Below are 14,875 nucleotides of genomic sequence, written 5' to 3' on the forward strand. Positions count from 1 at the left end.
GGGGCTATGAATTTGAAGGGGCTGGTCTGCGGACCGGCTCCTTTTTTGTTGGGGATGTTGTGCCACGAGGGCGTGGCACTACCGCTAAATCCGCTGCATCAGCCTTGTGAACATCAACAGGCCTTCGGGCCAAGGGCCGTGGCCTGATTGGACGTTGATGTGGCCGGCGTCGCCGGCTTGGTGGAAATCGGAGCCCCAGCAGGTGGCTAATTCGACGGCCCGGTCGACGCTGCAGAGCGGATCGTTGGATGATGCCACGAGCATGGAGGGGAAGGGCAGCGGGTCCCGCGAGATGGGGCGGAAATTGTGCGTCTCTTCGGGCGCTGCGGGGCTGAGTTCGATATCGGGTGGCGCGACGAGGAAGGCGCCGCGCACGTTCGAGGGCAGGTGGGCGCCGGCCTGGGCCACGGCGATGACGGCGAGGGAGTGAGCGACAAGCACGACAGGGCGCGTGGTAAGTCGAGCGGCCTGGTCGATGGTGTCGACCCAGTCGCTGAGATCAGGCTCGTTCCAATCCGCCTGCTCGACGATGGCGGCATTGTTCATGCGCGCGGCCCAGCGCAGTTGCCAGTGCCCGGGCATGGTGCCGCCGAGCCCAGGCAGGATCAGGATGTCACATTCGGCAAGCTTCATGTGCGATGGGTCCTGTCCCGATAGAAAGCCGCATTGGTCTGTGTCAGGCCGATCTTTTGATAGAAGCCTTCCGCGCCCGGCAGCGACAACAGGGTGATGGCGACGCCCGGGCCGAGAATTTCAGCCGCCTTGTCCATTAGTGCCTGACCGATGCCCTGTCCCTGCTGCGCTTCTACCACCGCCAAGTCCGCACAATAGCAGACCCAGTTCCAGTCGGTGGTGCCGCGAAACACGCCAAGAAGAACACCGCCCTCGTTGCGGGCGCTGACGGTAAGGTTGGAGTTGTCGAGATAGGCTTGCACGCGCTCGGTATTGCTGAGTGGCCGGGTCGGGCCTAGTGCCGACTGGCCGACACAGGCGATGTATTCTTCGGCCGTGAGACCGGTTTCCTGGGCGTAGACGATGCTCATCCAAAAACCCGCTGGAAGATCGTATCGACATGCTTGAGGTGGTAGGCGTCGTCGAACATGGCGTCGATTTGTTGATCTGACAGAGTCACTTCGGGGTCGGCCTTGAGATTGGCGGCGAACTGGCCGGCGCGGTCGCCGCGCATTTCCCAAACCTTCATGGCGTTGCGCTGGACGGCGGCGTAACTGTCTTCGCGGCTGTAGCCGGCCTGGGTGAGGGCGAGCAGCACGCGCTGGGAATTGTGCAGGCCGCCGAGCAGGTCGAGATTCCGGCGCATGTTTTCGGGGTAGACGACGAGCTTGTCGATAACACCGGTGAGCCGCGCCAGCGCGAAATCGAGGGTGACGGTGGCGTCGGGGCCGATCATGCGCTCGACGGAGGAGTGCGAGATATCGCGCTCGTGCCAGAGGGCGACGTTTTCGAGCGCGGGGACCACCATGCCGCGTACGAGGCGTGCAAGGCCGGTGAGGTTTTCGGTCAGCACCGGATTGCGCTTGTGGGGCATGGCCGAGCTCCCCTTCTGGCCGGGGGAGAAGAACTCCTCGGCTTCCAGCACTTCGGTGCGCTGCAGATGGCGGATTTCAACGGCAACGCGCTCGATGGACGAGGCAACGACGCCAAGGGTGGCAAAGAACATGGCGTGGCGGTCGCGTGGAATGACCTGGGTCGAGACCGGCTCGATGCTTAGCCCAAGCTTTTCGGCGACGTATTCTTCCACCTGCGGATCGATATTGGCGAAGGAGCCGATGGCGCCGGAAATGGCGGCGGTGGCGATTTCGGTGCGGGCGGCGAGGAGGCGGGCGCGGTTGCGGGTGAATTCCGCATAGGCTTCGGCCAGCTTGACGCCGAAGGTGGTCGGCTCGGCATGGATGCCGTGCGAGCGGCCGATGGTGATGGTGTCCTTGTGCTCATAGGCACGGCGCTTGAGGGCGGCGAGCAGGGCGTCGACATCGGCGATGAGCAGGTCAGCGGCGCGGGCCATCTGGACCGAGAGCGTGGTGTCGAGGATGTCCGAGGAGGTCATGCCCTGATGCACGAAGCGGGCGTCGGGGCCGACGATTTCGCTGAGGTGAGTGAGGAAGGCGATGACGTCATGCTTGGTGGTGCGCTCGATCTCATCGATCCGCGCGACGTCGAAAGCGTAGTCGCCGTGCTCGGCCTTGCGCGCGTTCATCACGTCCCAGATGTTCTGGGCCGATTCCTTTGGGACCACGCCCAGTTCGGCGAGTTTGGTGGTGGCGTGGGCCTCGATTTCGAACCAGATGGCAAAGCGGGTCTCGGCCGACCAGATGGAGACCATTTCGGGGCGAGAATAGCGCGGGATCATGGGCTTAGGCTTTCGGGTTCAGAAATCGAATCAGGCGAGGCGAGTGCTCGCGGCGGTACGAATGGCGGAGATGCGGGGCTGGTACGTGGCGGGATCGTTGCCACCATAAATGGAAGAGCCGGCGACGAAGACGTTGCAGCCGGCGTCGGCTACGGCGCGGGCGTTATCGGCGGTGATCCCGCCGTCCACTTCCAAATCGATCGGGCGATTGCCGATCAACGCGTGGGCCTGGCGCAGCTTGGTCAGCGCCGCGGGGATGAAGCTCTGCCCGCCGAAGCCGGGGTTGACCGACATGACGAGGAGCAGGTCGATATCGTCGATGACGTTTTCGAGGGCGGAAACGGGCGTGGCTGGATTGATCGCGACGCCGGCTTTCTTGCCTTCGGCGCGGATTGCCTGGAGCGTGCGGTGCAAGTGCGGGCCGGCCTCCGCGTGGACGGTGATGATATCGGCGCCAGCCTTTGCGAAGGCGGCAATGTAGGGATCGACGGGGGCGATCATCAGGTGCACGTCGAAGGGCTTGGTCGTGAACTTGCGCACGGAGGCCATGACCAGCGGACCGAAGCTGATATTGGGCACGAAATGGCCGTCCATCACATCGACATGGATATAGTCGGCACCGGCAGCGTCGATTGCGGCGATCTCCTCGCCCAGGCGGGAGAAATCGGCGGAGAGAATCGAGGGGGCGATGCGGATGGGTCGGGTGGTCATCAGAACCTCGGGAACGGCTGGTTCATGCCTTAACTCTGTGGGGGAGTGGAGACAAGGGCGGGGTGTGCTGCTGGACGCGAGAGATTGGCGAACTGGCACCCTCGCGAGAACGGGCACTCGTAGTTTGGGAGAGATGGTGAGTATGCGTAGACCGGTCACAAACGGCTGATGCGACAGGGTGCGCATTGCTTTGTTTGGGGCGCACGCTAGAACAGCGGGCAAAAGGAGCGTCGGCCTCTTGGAATTTTCGTTGCCATTGGTGTTCGGGGCAGGGGTGTTGAGCTTTCTCTCGCCCTGCGTGCTGCCGTTGGTGCCGCCCTATCTCACCTATATGAGCGGCGCGAGCTTCGATCAGCTGCGCGAGGAGGGGACGACGGCCGGCGCATTGCAGCGGCGGGTGGCGTTTACGTCGCTGTTCTTCATCCTGGGATTCGCCGTTGTTTTCGTGACGCTGGGCGCCACGGCGACGGCGTTCGGACAGGCATTCCGGCAGGCGCTGCCGATCCTGACGCCGGTTGCGGGCGTGCTGATCATTGCCATGGGGCTGCACTTTATTGGGGTTTACCGGATCGGGTTGCTGGACCGGCAGATTCGCCATCAAGGGCCGGGTGTGGCGAGTGGGCCGCTGGGCGGCTTCCTGCTGGGACTGGCGTTCGCGATTGGCTGGACGCCGTGTATCGGGCCGGTGCTGGCGGCTGTGTTGTCCGTGGCGGCGAGCAAGAATACCGCGCTTGAGGGTGCGTCGTTGCTGGGGCTCTATTCGCTGGGACTGGGCGTGCCGTTTTTCCTCGCGGGGATTGCTGTGGGGCCGTTTCTGGCGTTTTTTCAGGGATTCAAGCGGCATTTGCACACGGTGGAGCGCGTGATGGGCGTGCTGCTGGTGGTGACTGGCGTGCTGTTTTTGACCGGGAACTTTACGCGGTTGTCGTATTGGTTTCTGGAGACGTTTCCAGTTTTGGCGAATTTTGGCTAGGTGAGCCGCCTAGAACAGCTTCAGGCTGCGCAGGGAGGCGTGGCCGGATTTGCCGACGATCAGGTGATCGTGGAGGGTGATGCCGAGGGGCTTGGCCGTGTCGGCGATTTCGCGGGTCATGCGGACGTCGGCGGATGAGGGGGATGGGTCGCCGGAGGGATGGTTGTGCACCAGGATCAGCGCGGTGGCGCTCAGTTCCAGGGCCCGTTTGATGACCTCGCGCGGATAGACCGGCGTGTGATCGACGGTGCCGGTTTGTTGCACCTCGTCGGCTATCAGGCGGTTCTTCTTGTCAAGAAACAGGATGCGGAACTGCTCGATGGATTCGTAGGCCATCTGGGCGCGGCAGTAATCGATCAACTGGGTCCAGGACGAGAGAATCGGTTTGTCGTGGTCGATGCCGTCGCGAGCGAAACGGGCGGCGGTGGCCTGGATGATCTTGAGCGAGGTGACGGTTTTGGGGCCCAGGCCCTTGATGGATTCAAGGCGGGCCTGGCTGGCGGAAAATACGCCGGAGAATGAGCCGAACTCGCGCAGCAGGGCCTTGGCGAGGGGCTTAGTGTCCTTTTGCGGGATGACGATGTGCAGCAGCATTTCGAGGAGTTCGTAATCCTCGAAGGCTTCGCCGCCGACCTTGAGGAAGCGCTCGCGCACGCGTTCACGGTGGCCGGCGTGTTCGGGTTTCACCGCGGACGGTTTGTCCGGAGCTTCGTAGACGATCGGGGATTGCTCGATCGCGCTGGGAAGTGTTCCGAGCAGGAACGGGGCCTCGTCGAACTCCTTACCGCCGGCCATCAGGCGGCACGGGCCGCGAGCGGATTGAACAGATTGTCCGGCGATAGCGTGAAAATCTCGCAGCCGGTTTCGGTGATGCCAATGGAGTGCTCGCACTGGGAAGAGAGGGTGCGGTCGCGGGTAACGGCGGTCCAGCCATCGGAGAGGATTTTGACGTGCGGGCGGCCCAGATTGATCATCGGTTCGATGGTGAAGATCATGCCGGGCTTGAGCGGCACGCCGGTGCCCGGGGTGCCGAAATGGAGGATGTTGGGCTCGTCGTGGAAGAGCTTGCCGACGCCATGGCCAACGAAATCGCGCACTACGCTCATGCGTTCGGCTTCGGCATAGGCCTGGATGGCGGCGCCGATGTCGCCTGTCGTGTTGCCAGGCTTGGCGGCGGCGAGGCCCAGTTCAAGGCTCTGGTAGGTCACTTCGATCAGCCGCTCGGCTTTGCGGGAGATTTCGCCCACCGGATACATGCGGCTCGAATCGCCGTGCCAGCCATCGACCACCAGCGTCAGGTCGATATTGACGATGTCGCCTTCGCGCAGGGGGCGCGCGTCGGGGATGCCGTGGCAGACGACGTGGTTGATGGAGGTGCAGAGGGAGTGCCGGTAGCCCTTGTAGAAAATGGTGGCCGGGACGGCGCCGTTGTCGCGCGCGAACTCATAGGCGATCTTGTCCAGCGTTGCCGTGGGCACGCCGGGCTCGACGAATTCGGTGAGGATATCGAGCGCGCGGGCCGTCAGCGCGCCTGCCTTGCGCATGCCCTCGAAGCCTTCCTCGCCATGCAGCGGAATGACCCCGGCCGTGCGGCGGGGTTTTACGGGGGCATCGACAAAGGTGATCATCACGAACTCCAGATATTGCACTGAAAATAGTCGCTCGGCAGCGATATGGGAAGGCCAACACCGCCGCTTGACGGCAGTATCTCGCGGGGGCATTGCTGAGGCACAGCAAGCCCCACGGAACCTGCCCATGTCCAGCGCCGAAAGCGTAACCGCCGCCCTGATCGTCATTGGCGATGAAATCCTCTCCGGCCGCACCAAGGACGTCAATATCGGCGCGACGGCCGATTTCTGCACCGATCTGGGGATCGAGCTGCGGGAAGTGCGGGTGGTGAGCGACGAGACGGACGACATCGTGGCTGCCGTCAACGCGCTGCGCGAGCGCTATACCTATGTGTTCACCACCGGCGGCATTGGGCCGACGCATGACGATATTACCGCCGATGCAGTGGCCAAGGCGTTCGGCGTGGCGCTGCCGATCAATCCGCAGGCGCGGGCGATGCTCGAAGCGCGGTGGAAGGAAACGGGCACCGAGGTCAACGAAGCGCGATTGCGCATGGCGCGCATTCCCGAGGGGGCTGATCTGATCGTCAATTCGGTGAGCGCTGCGCCGGGGTTCCGGATCGGCAATGTGCATGTGATGGCGGGCGTGCCGATCATCATGCGGGCAATGCTGGAGGCGCTGACGCCGACGCTCAGGGGCGGCAAGAAGGTTCAGTCGGTGACGGTGAAGGCAGCCGTGGGCGAGGGGACGGTGGGCGGGCCGCTGGCGGAACTGCAGGCGCAGTACCCGGACGTCAAGATGGGCAGCTACCCGCAGATGGGCAAGGATCGGGTGATGACCGAACTGGTGCTGCGTTCGTCCGATCCGGCGCGGCTGGAGGAAGCGGCGGGCAAGGTGCGCGCGATGGTTGCGGCGGCCCATGCCAAGGCGGGTGTGCAAGCTCCACAAGAATGATTGGCGCGGGGGCCCGGCTTTGCTAAGCAGGCCCCTTGCGGTTTCAACCCGGCGTAGCGAGCCGCCGGTTCCAGGAGATATGATTTGAGCAACCCGAACGAGAAGTCGTTTCCCGTCAGCTGGGACCAATTCCACCGCGACAGCCGGGCGCTGGCCTGGCGGCTGGCGAGCCTTGGTCCGTTCGACGCGGTAGTGGCCATTGCCCGCGGCGGGCTGGTGCCGGCGGCAATCGTGGCGCGGGAGCTCAATATTCGTACCGTCGAAACGGTGTCGGTGAAAAGCTACGATCACCAGAACAAGGGCGGCATCAAGGTTCTCAAGGAAATCAGCCAGCCGATTCTGGATCTGGCGCGCAACGGCGCCAAGGTGCTGATCGTGGACGATCTGGTGGACACCGGCTCGACCGCTCGCGTAGTGCGCGAAATGCTGCCCGGCGCGCATTTCGCCACGGTTTACGCCAAGCCCAAGGGGCGCGAGATGGTGGATACGTTCATCACCGAAGTCAGCCAGGACACCTGGATTTTCTTTCCTTGGGATCTGGACGTGGCGTATGCGGCGCCGATCTCCGGCGGCACGGACTGATCAGTTTCGCGGGCGTGGTGGAATGGTAGACACACCGGACTTAAAATCCGGAGGGAGTATTCCCGTGCGGGTTCGAGTCCCGCCGCCCGCACCAAGACTTGGATAGGCAGATGATCGAGAAGATCGATGTTGGCATGGCGCCGTCCAATGCGCCGGTGAGTGATTGCGTTAAGGCGGGCCAGCAGGTGTGGCTTGTGGCGATCGCCGAGGACCCGGCGACGGGCGAGATCGTGCAGGGTGATATCGGGGTGCAGACGCGGCGGACGCTGGAGAACCTCAAGCGGGCGATCACGGCGGCTGGCGGCACCATGGCCGACATTACGCAGGTGCAGATTTTCCTGACCGACAAGGCCGATGCTGCCGGAATGAACGCGGTTTATCGCGAGTATTTCACGGAGCCATATCCGGTTCGCGCCACGGTAATCGCCGGGCTGTTGGCCGAGGGGCTGAAGGTGGAAATGCTGGCGACCGGAGTGATCGGCTGATGTTGCTGAAGCGGGATTTGCTGGAGCAGATCAAGGCTGGCGAGGTCGACCTGATCTTCCGGCGCTGGAGCAAGCCCACGGTGAAGGCCGGCGGGACGCTGAAGACCAAGGTGGGCATTCTCGCCATCAAGGCGATTGACAACATGAGCCCCGATGATGTGACCGAGGCGGAAGCGCGGCGGGCGGGGTTTGAGGATGTCGCGGCGTTCCGGCGCTGGCTGGATACGATGAAGCCTGGGCATTTGTTTCAACGTATCGAGGTTGGGTATCTGGGCGAGGGATAGGGTGGGAAACGGAGGTTCCCGCTTTCGCGGGAATGACGCGGTGGGTGGGGCCGTGATCCATGAGGTCTACTGGGAAAGCCCCAGTTGTAGGCCTAGAACGGCGTCGGCGCCACGAACACCTGGAACTCGCCAGTCGTGGGGTGGGTGAAGCCCAATTCAGCGGCGTGGAGTTGTAGCCGGTCGGCGGCGGCGAGGGCTTGGGGGTCGGCATAAAACACATCGCCTAGAATCACATGGCCGATTGCTTTCATGTGAACTCTTAGCTGATGCGTGCGGCCGGTGAGGGGATGCAGGCGCACCCGGGTGGCGTCGGCTTCGCGTTCCAGCACAGTCCATTCGGTTTGCGAGGGGCGGCCGTTTTCATGATCGACGCGCTGGCGCGGCTTGTTTTCCCAATCGGTGGCGAGGGGCAGGTCGACGAGGCCGGTATCCTGCTCCAAGATCCCAGCAACGCGTGCGATATAGGCTTTGGTGGTCTTGCGGTGCTCGAATTGTGAGCCGATACGGCCATGGGCGCGCTTGTTGAGCGCCATCACCAGAACGCCGGATGTATCCTTGTCGAGCCGATGGCACATGCCGGCGGTGGGCCATTGCTTGCGTGCGCGGTATTCGAGGCAATCCCAAAGCGACGGGTCCTTGCCGGGCACGCTGAGCAGGCCGCTGGGCTTGTCGAGAACGAGGATATCGTCATCGACATGGAGCACGGTCAGATAGGGGTCGAGCGGAGGGTAATAGTTGACGAGGGTGGGCATGGGGCCGGGCATGGCGCGGTCCTAGCAGAGAGCGGGCGGTTTGAACAACCTCCACGGCGGCGAAGTGACGGGGGCGTGATCCAGCGCCTTGGAACGCATGGTCTGCCCACCCGTTGTATTTCCAACGTCAACAAGGAGTTATCTGATGCATAAAGATGAAGCCGCAGGCTTGGGTAAACAGGCCAAGGGTGCCGTGAAGGATGCAGCAGGTGGCCTCACTGGCAACGAAAAGCTGCAGGCCGAAGGCAAGCTGGACAAGGCCGAAGGCAAGCTTCAGCAGAAGGTCGGCGAGGTCAAGGACGATGCGCGCGACGCGCTGAAGCGCTAAATTCACCGAGGAATTTGTGAGGGCCGTCCGCTAGGGCGGCCCTTTCGCATGTTCAGTCGAACCGATAGTGCAGACGCGCGCATGACGGATGCAGCATCTTGGCCGAGATCAATTTTGGCGACGCCTTGAGGCCGGTGGCCGGAAAAAGCGGGGTGCCGCTACCGATGATTTCGGAAATGACGAAGATTTCGATCTCGTCGAGTGCACCGCGTTCCATGAACGCCATCTGCAATCTGCCGCCGCCGAGCATCCACACATTGCCGTCCTCAAGGGCGCGAAGCTCGCCGATCAGGTTGTCGATGTCGCTGCGGGTTTCCAGCGGACCCTTGGGATTGTCGATGGGTCGGGAGGTGACGACGATGACGCGCTTGCCTTCATATTCCCAGGCGCCCGGATAGCGTTCGATCCAGTCGTAAGTGGCCCGTCCCATGACCACGGTGTCGATGGTCTTGAGGAAGTGGTGGTAGTCATGTTCGCCCAGATTGAGGTCAGGCTGCTTGGTGAGCCAATCCAGATTGTCATCGGGCGCGGCGATGAAGCCGTCGAGACTAGCTGCGATATATCCCAAAATCCTGGCCATGAGGTGCTCCATTGCTCGTTGCAGGAGGTGGGTGTGCGTTGGACTAGCGACAGGTTTTGTCAGCAGCCAAGGGCATGCTCTGGTTTGTGACAGAACAGCATTCTAAGGTCGGTCTCATGGAAACGATGACATTCGATACGGCGCTCGGGGAGTTCGGCATCGGCTGGACCGCCCAGGGGATTGCGCGACTGCAGCTGCCGGGGCTGGAGCATGATGCCCTAGCCGAGCGGATCAATCGCGATGGCGCTGGGGCGGGCGAGCCGACCCGGGCCGTCGCAGCGGTCATCGATAAGATCGAAGACTATGCCGAGGGAGAGCCGGTCGACTTCTCGGACGTAAAATTGGATATGGCTGATTTGCCGGAGTTTCACCGGCGTGCCTATGAGGCGCTTCTGAAGATCAAATGGGGCGCCACGACCACTTATGGCGCGCTGGCGCGGGAGCTTGGCGATGCCGGGCTGTCGCGGGCGGTGGGGCAGGCGATGGGAGCCAATCCCATTCCGCTGATTATCCCCTGTCATCGCGTGCTCGCGAGCAATGGGCGAGCCGGCGGCTTCTCGGCGCCGGGTGGAGCCAATGCCAAGGCACGCATGCTGGCGCTGGAAGGGGTGGTGATCGGGACGCCGCCGGGTCAGCTGGTCTTGGGATTTTAGCGCATGAGTTTCGCCTTCACGCATCGGAGGAATGTCGAAGCGCAAGTGCGCGCCATGGCACTGGAACAGATCGAGAAGGGCCTGGAGGAGGCATCGCAGCCGAACGACGAACCCAGCAAAATCGTGCATGGGCTGCGCCGGCGCTGCAAGAAATTGCGCGGGCTGGTGCGGCTGGTTGGCTCCAATTTCAAGCGTGCCGACAAGGAGAACAAGGCGTTTCGAGATGCGGCCTCGTCGCTGTCGCAATCGCGCGATGCCGTGGTCCTGGTCGAAACCTTTGCCGGTTTGCTGGAGTTCGATCGAGAGGGCGGGAGCCCGAAGATTGGCGAGATTGAAGCCAGCCGCATCAGGCAAGAATTGGAGAACGGGGCCGAGCCGGCTGAAGCCTGGAACAAGGACCGCTTTGCTGAATTCCGCACCATATTCAAGGCTGCAAAGAAGCGGGCCGCGAATTGGTCGGTGGATGGCCGTGGTTTCGATGCTCTGTCCGATGGTCTTATTGGGAATTACCGGCAGTTTCGCCAGCGCCTGGCGGCGGCCGAGGATGATCCGGTGGCGGAGCATCTGCATGAATGGCGCAAGTTCGCCAAATATCACGGTCACCATCTGGGCCTGTTACGGCGGAGTGCACCGGACCTGCTGAAGAATCGCCAAACCGCGATTGGCCAGCTGGGGGACCTGCTGGGCGATCATCATAATCTGGCGGTGCTTGAACAGAAATTGGCCCGGCTCGATGTTGCTGGTTCCGTGCCCGAGGTGATCGCAGCGCGGCAGCAGGAATTGGCGGGATCGGCGTTTTTCATGGGCCGGCAGCTTGGGGCCGAAAAGCCAGCAGCGCTGCGGCGGCGTCTCGAAAAATACTGGCTGCTGCTGCCGGAGAAGTCCTGACATGGCGATAGAGATCGAGCGGAAATTCCTGGTGACGGGTGAGGGCTGGCGGCGATTGGCGACCAAGAGCACGCAGATTCGGCAGGGCTACCTATCCTCCAACGCCAAGGCGACTGTGCGGGTGCGCAGCAAGGATGATCGGGAGGCGCTCATCACGCTCAAGGGCGCGGTGAGAGGCATGACGCGCGCGGAGTATGAGTACGAAATTCCGATCTCTGACGCGCGGGAATTGCTGGTCATGGCCGAACCGCATGTGATCGAGAAGGTGCGGCATCTGGTTCCGTTTGGCGGGCTGGTCTGGGAAGTTGACGAGTTCGCGGTGCGGCACGAAGGGCTGGTGATCGCGGAGGTCGAGCTTGAGAGCGAGGGGCAGGAGGTGGAGTTGCCGGAGTGGGTCGGTCGCGAAGTGACGGAGGATGATCGGTATTATAATGCGAGCCTGTCCCGGGCGGAGGGGCGGCCGGAGGAGTGAGCCTCCTGAGCTTGTCCAAGGGCGAACCAAAAGGTTGTGGCACAAACTTCACCCAGACCTTGCAGTCGTCTCCCTCCCACTTGCGGGGAGGGATCAAGGGTGGGGAGCGGTTGGCCCCGATAGTGATCGCAAAACCTCCCCACCTACGATGTCTCCCCGGTCTTGAGCCGGGATCCATCTCGAGGTTTCGGTATAGGCTCCTGGCCGGGAGGGAGTGCTCAGAGCTTCCACATCCGGGCCAAACATCCCCCACCCTTGATCCCTCCCCGCTAGGGGGAGGGAGACGAGAGAGCCGAGAAACTGGTGCTAGCGCCTTCATCGCCTCGATCGAGGTGGGAGCGAGCTTACTGCCAGCGCTTGAAGCTTTTCAGGTGATCGAGGGCTTTCACTGCCGTGACGGTGATCTTCTCGACGCTATCCGTGACCGGCACGATGAGCGCGTTCTCGCTAGCCGGGTCGGGAACCTCCAACGTCGCAAACTGGGAATCGAGCAGGCTTGCGGGCATGTATTCGTGCTTGCGGCGGGCGATGCGCTCGCCGATCACTTCGCGATTGCCTTGGAGATAGACGAAAAGGATGGGCTCGCCCGCTTTTTCGACAAGGTAGTCGCGATAGGCACGCCGCAGGGCAGAGCAGGCGCCGACGGCGGCGTTCTTGCGGTCGGCGGCCTCATGCAATGCGGTAGCGAGGCTTTCCAGCCAAGGCCACCGGTCTTCATCCACAAGTGGAATGCCGGAGCGCATTTTTTCCACATTGGCGGGCGGATGATAGCCATCGCCGTCGAGGAACGGCACATGCAGGCGCCGGGCGATGGATTGGCCGACGGTGGATTTGCCGGAGGAGCTGACGCCCATGACGATGATGATTCTTGCCGGTACCAGGGTCATGGTCAAACCACCGCAGTGAAGCCGCCGTCCACATATAGGACGTGGCCATTGATGAAGTTGGCGGCGGGCGATGCAAGGAAAACTGCTGCGCCGCCGAGTTCCTCGATTTCGCCCCAGCGGCGCTGCGGGGTGCGCTGCTCGACCCAGTCGTTGAACTTGGGGTCTGCCATCAGGGTCTTGTTAAGGTCGGTCTTGAAGTAGCCGGGTGCAATGGCGTTGATGTTGAGCCCCTTGGGCGCCCAATCAGCCGCCATGCCGCGGGTGAGATTGGCGACGGCTGCCTTGGCGGCGCCATAGGGGGCGGCGGTGGGGCGGGCAACGGAGGTCAGCACCGAGCAGATATTGATGATCTTGCCATGGCCGCGCGCGATCATGCCCTTGGCGACGGCCTTGCTGACGGCGAAGGTGGCGACGACGTGGGTGGAGAGCATCAGCTCGAACTTGTCGATGGCATAGTCTTCTAGGGGGCCGCGAATCTGGATGCCGGCATTGTTGACCAGGATGTCGATGGCGCCGATCTGGCTTTCGCAATGGGCGATTGCGTCGGTGACGCTGTCTTCGCTGGTGACGTCGAACGCCAGCGCATGCACTTCGGCGCCGGCGGCGGCGAGGTCGGCTGCCGTGGCGCCGAGCGCCACTTCATCGCGCGCGTTGAGCACGACGGAGGCACCGGCGCTGGCGAGTGCCGTGGCCATGGCGAGGCCAAGACCGCGACTCGAACCGGTAATCAAGGCCCGCTTGCCCGTGAGATCGAAACCAGACGCCATTTCCACTCCTTGCCGCAAAGTGCGCGGACGGTAGGGGGAGCCATGCACAAGGGCAATAGATTCTTCCATACCAGAGTGGATAATTGGACCGATTATGCGCGAATCCGCCTTCCGTGTTGCGGCTAATTGTGGTCAGTTCGCGCCGCGCCGCATGCGTTGCGCGCATGGATTGACGGAAGACCTTGGAAGGATTTTTGCGATGTCGAGTGCGGATATCGGGCTGATTGGCCTCGCGGTGATGGGATCGAACCTGGCCCTCAACATTGCGGAAAAGGGCTACACCATTGCAGTCCACAACCGCTCGTCGGGCCGCATCGACGAATTCGTCGCCGAAGCCAAGGCGCAGGGGCTCGATGGCAAGACGGTTCCCAAGTACGACCTGGCCGAGTTCGTACAGGCGGTGAAGCGCCCGCGTTCGATCATCATCATGGTCAAGGCCGGCGCGCCGGTGGACGACATGATCGAGCAATTGCTGCCACACCTGGAACAGGGCGACGCGATCATCGAATGCGGTAATTCGCTGTTCACCGATACGCAGCGCCGCTTTGATTACCTTACGCCCAAGGGCATCGGCTATCTTGGCGTTGGCGTTTCAGGCGGCGAAGAAGGTGCGCGCCATGGTCCATCGATCATGGTCGGCGGCTCCAAGGAGCAGTGGCACAATGCGGAAGCGGTGCTGACCGCCATTGCTGCCAAGTTCAACGGCGAAAGCTGCTGTGCGTATCTGGGCGAAGGTGGCGCGGGCCATTTCGTCAAGACCATCCACAACGGCATCGAGTATGGCGACATGCAGATGATCGCCGAGGTCTATGGCGTGATGCGTGACGGGCTGGGCATGAGCCCCGGCGAATGCGCGGACGTGTTCAAGGAATGGAATAAGGGTCCGCTCAATTCCTACCTGATCGAGATCACCGGCCACGTACTGGCGGCAACCGACGACCAGACCGGCAAGCCGCTGGTGGAACTGATCCTCGACAAGGCCGGACAAAAGGGCACCGGCGTTTGGTCTGCTATTGTCGCGCAGCAGATGGGTGTGCCGGCGACGGCCATCGAGGGTGCTGTGGCGGCCCGTTCGATCTCCTCACGCAAGGATGAGCGCGTTGCGGCCGAAGGCATCTACGGCAAGCCGAACCGCGCCAAGACTGATGTGACGCTGGCGGACCTCGAAAAGGCGCTGCTGGCGGGCAAGATCGTCTCCTATGCGCAGGGCTTTGCGGTGATCGCCAAGGCTTCGGAAGAAAATGGCTGGGCACTGCCGCTGGCGACCATCGCCAAGATCTGGCGCGCTGGCTGCATCATCCGCTCGCGGTTCCTCGACCAGATGTCGGCGGCTTACGAGAAGGGCGGCAACGTCAATCTGCTGGTCGTTCCGGACTTCGTCGAACTGATGAAGGACGCGCATCCGAGCCTGCGCAAGGTGGTTGCCGCAGCTGCAATCGGGGAATTCCCGATGATCTGCCTTTCGGCAGCGCTGAGCTATTTCGACAGCTATCGCCAGGCGCAGGGCACGGCCAATCTGATCCAGGGGCAGCGCGACTTCTTCGGTGCGCATGGCTTCGAGATCGTGGGCCGCGGCAGCGACCTGCACGGCACCTGGCCATCGACGCTGGGCAAATAAGCGC

At 62.7% G+C, this 14,875-nt stretch carries 20 protein-coding genes and 1 tRNA gene; 11 read left to right on the forward strand and 10 right to left on the reverse strand.

Features of this window, described 5'->3' with window-relative positions:
- Positions 1 to 84: 84 nt before the first annotated feature.
- The 4 genes from C8264_RS00150 to rpe are packed head-to-tail and all read right to left on the reverse strand — an operon-like array spanning position 85 to position 3,079.
- The gene (locus tag C8264_RS00150) at positions 85 to 633 is read right to left on the reverse strand and encodes an RBBP9/YdeN family alpha/beta hydrolase (RefSeq protein WP_108458935.1); all 549 of its coding nucleotides are present in this window, start codon (positions 631 to 633) and stop codon (positions 85 to 87) included.
- Entirely contained in the window at positions 630 to 1,043 is a 414-nt protein-coding gene (locus tag C8264_RS00155; RefSeq protein ID WP_108458936.1) for a GNAT family N-acetyltransferase, read from the reverse strand. Before C8264_RS00155 ends, C8264_RS00150 begins: the two co-directional genes overlap by 4 nt.
- Entirely contained in the window at positions 1,040 to 2,368 is a 1,329-nt protein-coding gene (gene purB / locus C8264_RS00160; RefSeq protein ID WP_108458937.1) for an adenylosuccinate lyase, read from the reverse strand. The genes C8264_RS00155 and purB overlap by 4 nt, the downstream gene beginning before the upstream one ends.
- 30 nt (positions 2,369 to 2,398) lie before the next feature.
- Positions 2,399 to 3,079 (reverse strand): ribulose-phosphate 3-epimerase, encoded by a 681-nt coding sequence (gene rpe, locus C8264_RS00165; protein WP_108458938.1) that lies wholly within the window; start codon positions 3,077 to 3,079, stop codon positions 2,399 to 2,401.
- A gap of 238 nt (positions 3,080 to 3,317) precedes the next feature.
- Between rpe and C8264_RS00170 the strand changes: the two genes are divergently transcribed.
- A complete protein-coding gene (locus C8264_RS00170) occupies positions 3,318 to 4,052 on the forward strand; it encodes a cytochrome c biogenesis CcdA family protein (RefSeq protein ID WP_108458939.1) in 735 nt (244 codons plus the stop codon).
- Positions 4,053 to 4,061: 9 nt separating this feature from the next.
- Here the strand turns inward: C8264_RS00170 and radC are convergent, their stop codons facing one another.
- Both radC and map read right to left on the reverse strand, forming a co-directional pair.
- Positions 4,062 to 4,847 (reverse strand): RadC family protein, encoded by a 786-nt coding sequence (gene radC, locus C8264_RS00175; RefSeq protein ID WP_108458940.1) that lies wholly within the window; start codon positions 4,845 to 4,847, stop codon positions 4,062 to 4,064.
- Positions 4,847 to 5,680, reverse strand: coding sequence for a type I methionyl aminopeptidase (map, locus tag C8264_RS00180; protein WP_108458941.1), 834 nt, complete (start codon positions 5,678 to 5,680; stop codon positions 4,847 to 4,849). Before map ends, radC begins: the two co-directional genes overlap by 1 nt.
- A 127-nt stretch (positions 5,681 to 5,807) precedes the next feature.
- On the opposite strand from map, the gene C8264_RS00185 reads away from it, so the two are divergent.
- The 5 genes from C8264_RS00185 to C8264_RS00205 all read left to right on the forward strand — a co-directional run bounded on the left by C8264_RS00185 (position 5,808) and on the right by C8264_RS00205 (position 7,926).
- Positions 5,808 to 6,575, forward strand: coding sequence for a competence/damage-inducible protein A (locus tag C8264_RS00185; RefSeq protein ID WP_108458942.1), 768 nt, complete (start codon positions 5,808 to 5,810; stop codon positions 6,573 to 6,575).
- 84 nt (positions 6,576 to 6,659) lie between these two features.
- The gene (gene gpt / locus C8264_RS00190; protein WP_108458943.1) at positions 6,660 to 7,157 is read left to right on the forward strand and encodes a xanthine phosphoribosyltransferase; all 498 of its coding nucleotides are present in this window, start codon (positions 6,660 to 6,662) and stop codon (positions 7,155 to 7,157) included.
- Between the two features lie 8 nt (positions 7,158 to 7,165).
- Positions 7,166 to 7,251, forward strand: a tRNA-Leu gene (locus C8264_RS00195).
- Positions 7,252 to 7,267: 16 nt separating this feature from the next.
- Positions 7,268 to 7,642: a RidA family protein gene (locus C8264_RS00200; protein WP_108458944.1), complete on the forward strand. Its 375-nt coding sequence runs from the start codon at positions 7,268 to 7,270 to the stop codon at positions 7,640 to 7,642.
- Positions 7,642 to 7,926 carry an ASCH domain-containing protein gene (locus tag C8264_RS00205; RefSeq protein WP_108458945.1) on the forward strand — a complete coding sequence of 95 codons (285 nt, stop codon included), beginning with the start codon at positions 7,642 to 7,644 and terminating at the stop codon, positions 7,924 to 7,926. The genes C8264_RS00200 and C8264_RS00205 overlap by 1 nt, the downstream gene beginning before the upstream one ends.
- A 92-nt stretch (positions 7,927 to 8,018) precedes the next feature.
- Here C8264_RS00205 and C8264_RS00210 read toward each other — a convergent pair whose 3' ends face one another.
- A complete protein-coding gene (locus tag C8264_RS00210; RefSeq protein ID WP_108458946.1) occupies positions 8,019 to 8,690 on the reverse strand; it encodes an RluA family pseudouridine synthase in 672 nt (223 codons plus the stop codon).
- 133 nt (positions 8,691 to 8,823) lie between these two features.
- Between C8264_RS00210 and C8264_RS00215 the strand changes: the two genes are divergently transcribed.
- The gene (locus C8264_RS00215) at positions 8,824 to 9,006 is read left to right on the forward strand and encodes a CsbD family protein (RefSeq protein WP_108458947.1); all 183 of its coding nucleotides are present in this window, start codon (positions 8,824 to 8,826) and stop codon (positions 9,004 to 9,006) included.
- A gap of 52 nt (positions 9,007 to 9,058) precedes the next feature.
- Here C8264_RS00215 and C8264_RS00220 read toward each other — a convergent pair whose 3' ends face one another.
- A complete protein-coding gene (locus C8264_RS00220; protein ID WP_108458948.1) occupies positions 9,059 to 9,586 on the reverse strand; it encodes a dihydrofolate reductase family protein in 528 nt (175 codons plus the stop codon).
- A 116-nt stretch (positions 9,587 to 9,702) separates the two neighbouring features.
- Here C8264_RS00220 and C8264_RS00225 point away from each other — a divergent pair, with 116 nt between their 5' ends.
- Genes C8264_RS00225 through C8264_RS00235 form a run of 3 tightly spaced genes read left to right on the forward strand, consistent with a single transcriptional unit; the run spans position 9,703 to position 11,599 of the window.
- The gene (locus C8264_RS00225; RefSeq protein ID WP_108459465.1) at positions 9,703 to 10,239 is read left to right on the forward strand and encodes a methylated-DNA--[protein]-cysteine S-methyltransferase; all 537 of its coding nucleotides are present in this window, start codon (positions 9,703 to 9,705) and stop codon (positions 10,237 to 10,239) included.
- 3 nt (positions 10,240 to 10,242) lie between these two features.
- The gene (locus tag C8264_RS00230; RefSeq protein WP_108458949.1) at positions 10,243 to 11,127 is read left to right on the forward strand and encodes a CHAD domain-containing protein; all 885 of its coding nucleotides are present in this window, start codon (positions 10,243 to 10,245) and stop codon (positions 11,125 to 11,127) included.
- 1 nt (position 11,128) lies between these two features.
- Positions 11,129 to 11,599 carry a CYTH domain-containing protein gene (locus C8264_RS00235; RefSeq protein ID WP_108458950.1) on the forward strand — a complete coding sequence of 157 codons (471 nt, stop codon included), beginning with the start codon at positions 11,129 to 11,131 and terminating at the stop codon, positions 11,597 to 11,599.
- Positions 11,600 to 11,943: 344 nt separating this feature from the next.
- On the opposite strand, the gene C8264_RS00240 is transcribed toward C8264_RS00235, so the two are convergent.
- Both C8264_RS00240 and C8264_RS00245 read right to left on the reverse strand, forming a co-directional pair.
- Positions 11,944 to 12,486 (reverse strand): gluconokinase, encoded by a 543-nt coding sequence (locus C8264_RS00240; RefSeq protein ID WP_108458951.1) that lies wholly within the window; start codon positions 12,484 to 12,486, stop codon positions 11,944 to 11,946.
- Between the two features lie 2 nt (positions 12,487 to 12,488).
- Positions 12,489 to 13,253, reverse strand: coding sequence for an SDR family oxidoreductase (locus C8264_RS00245; RefSeq protein WP_108458952.1), 765 nt, complete (start codon positions 13,251 to 13,253; stop codon positions 12,489 to 12,491).
- Positions 13,254 to 13,452: 199 nt separating this feature from the next.
- Between C8264_RS00245 and gndA the strand changes: the two genes are divergently transcribed.
- The gene (gene gndA, locus C8264_RS00250) at positions 13,453 to 14,871 is read left to right on the forward strand and encodes an NADP-dependent phosphogluconate dehydrogenase (RefSeq protein WP_108458953.1); all 1,419 of its coding nucleotides are present in this window, start codon (positions 13,453 to 13,455) and stop codon (positions 14,869 to 14,871) included.
- The last annotated feature ends 4 nt before the right edge of the window (positions 14,872 to 14,875 follow it).

Origin of the sequence: Devosia naphthalenivorans, from assembly GCF_003056355.1 — a bacterium.
GTDB lineage: Bacteria > Pseudomonadota > Alphaproteobacteria > Rhizobiales > Devosiaceae > Devosia > Devosia naphthalenivorans.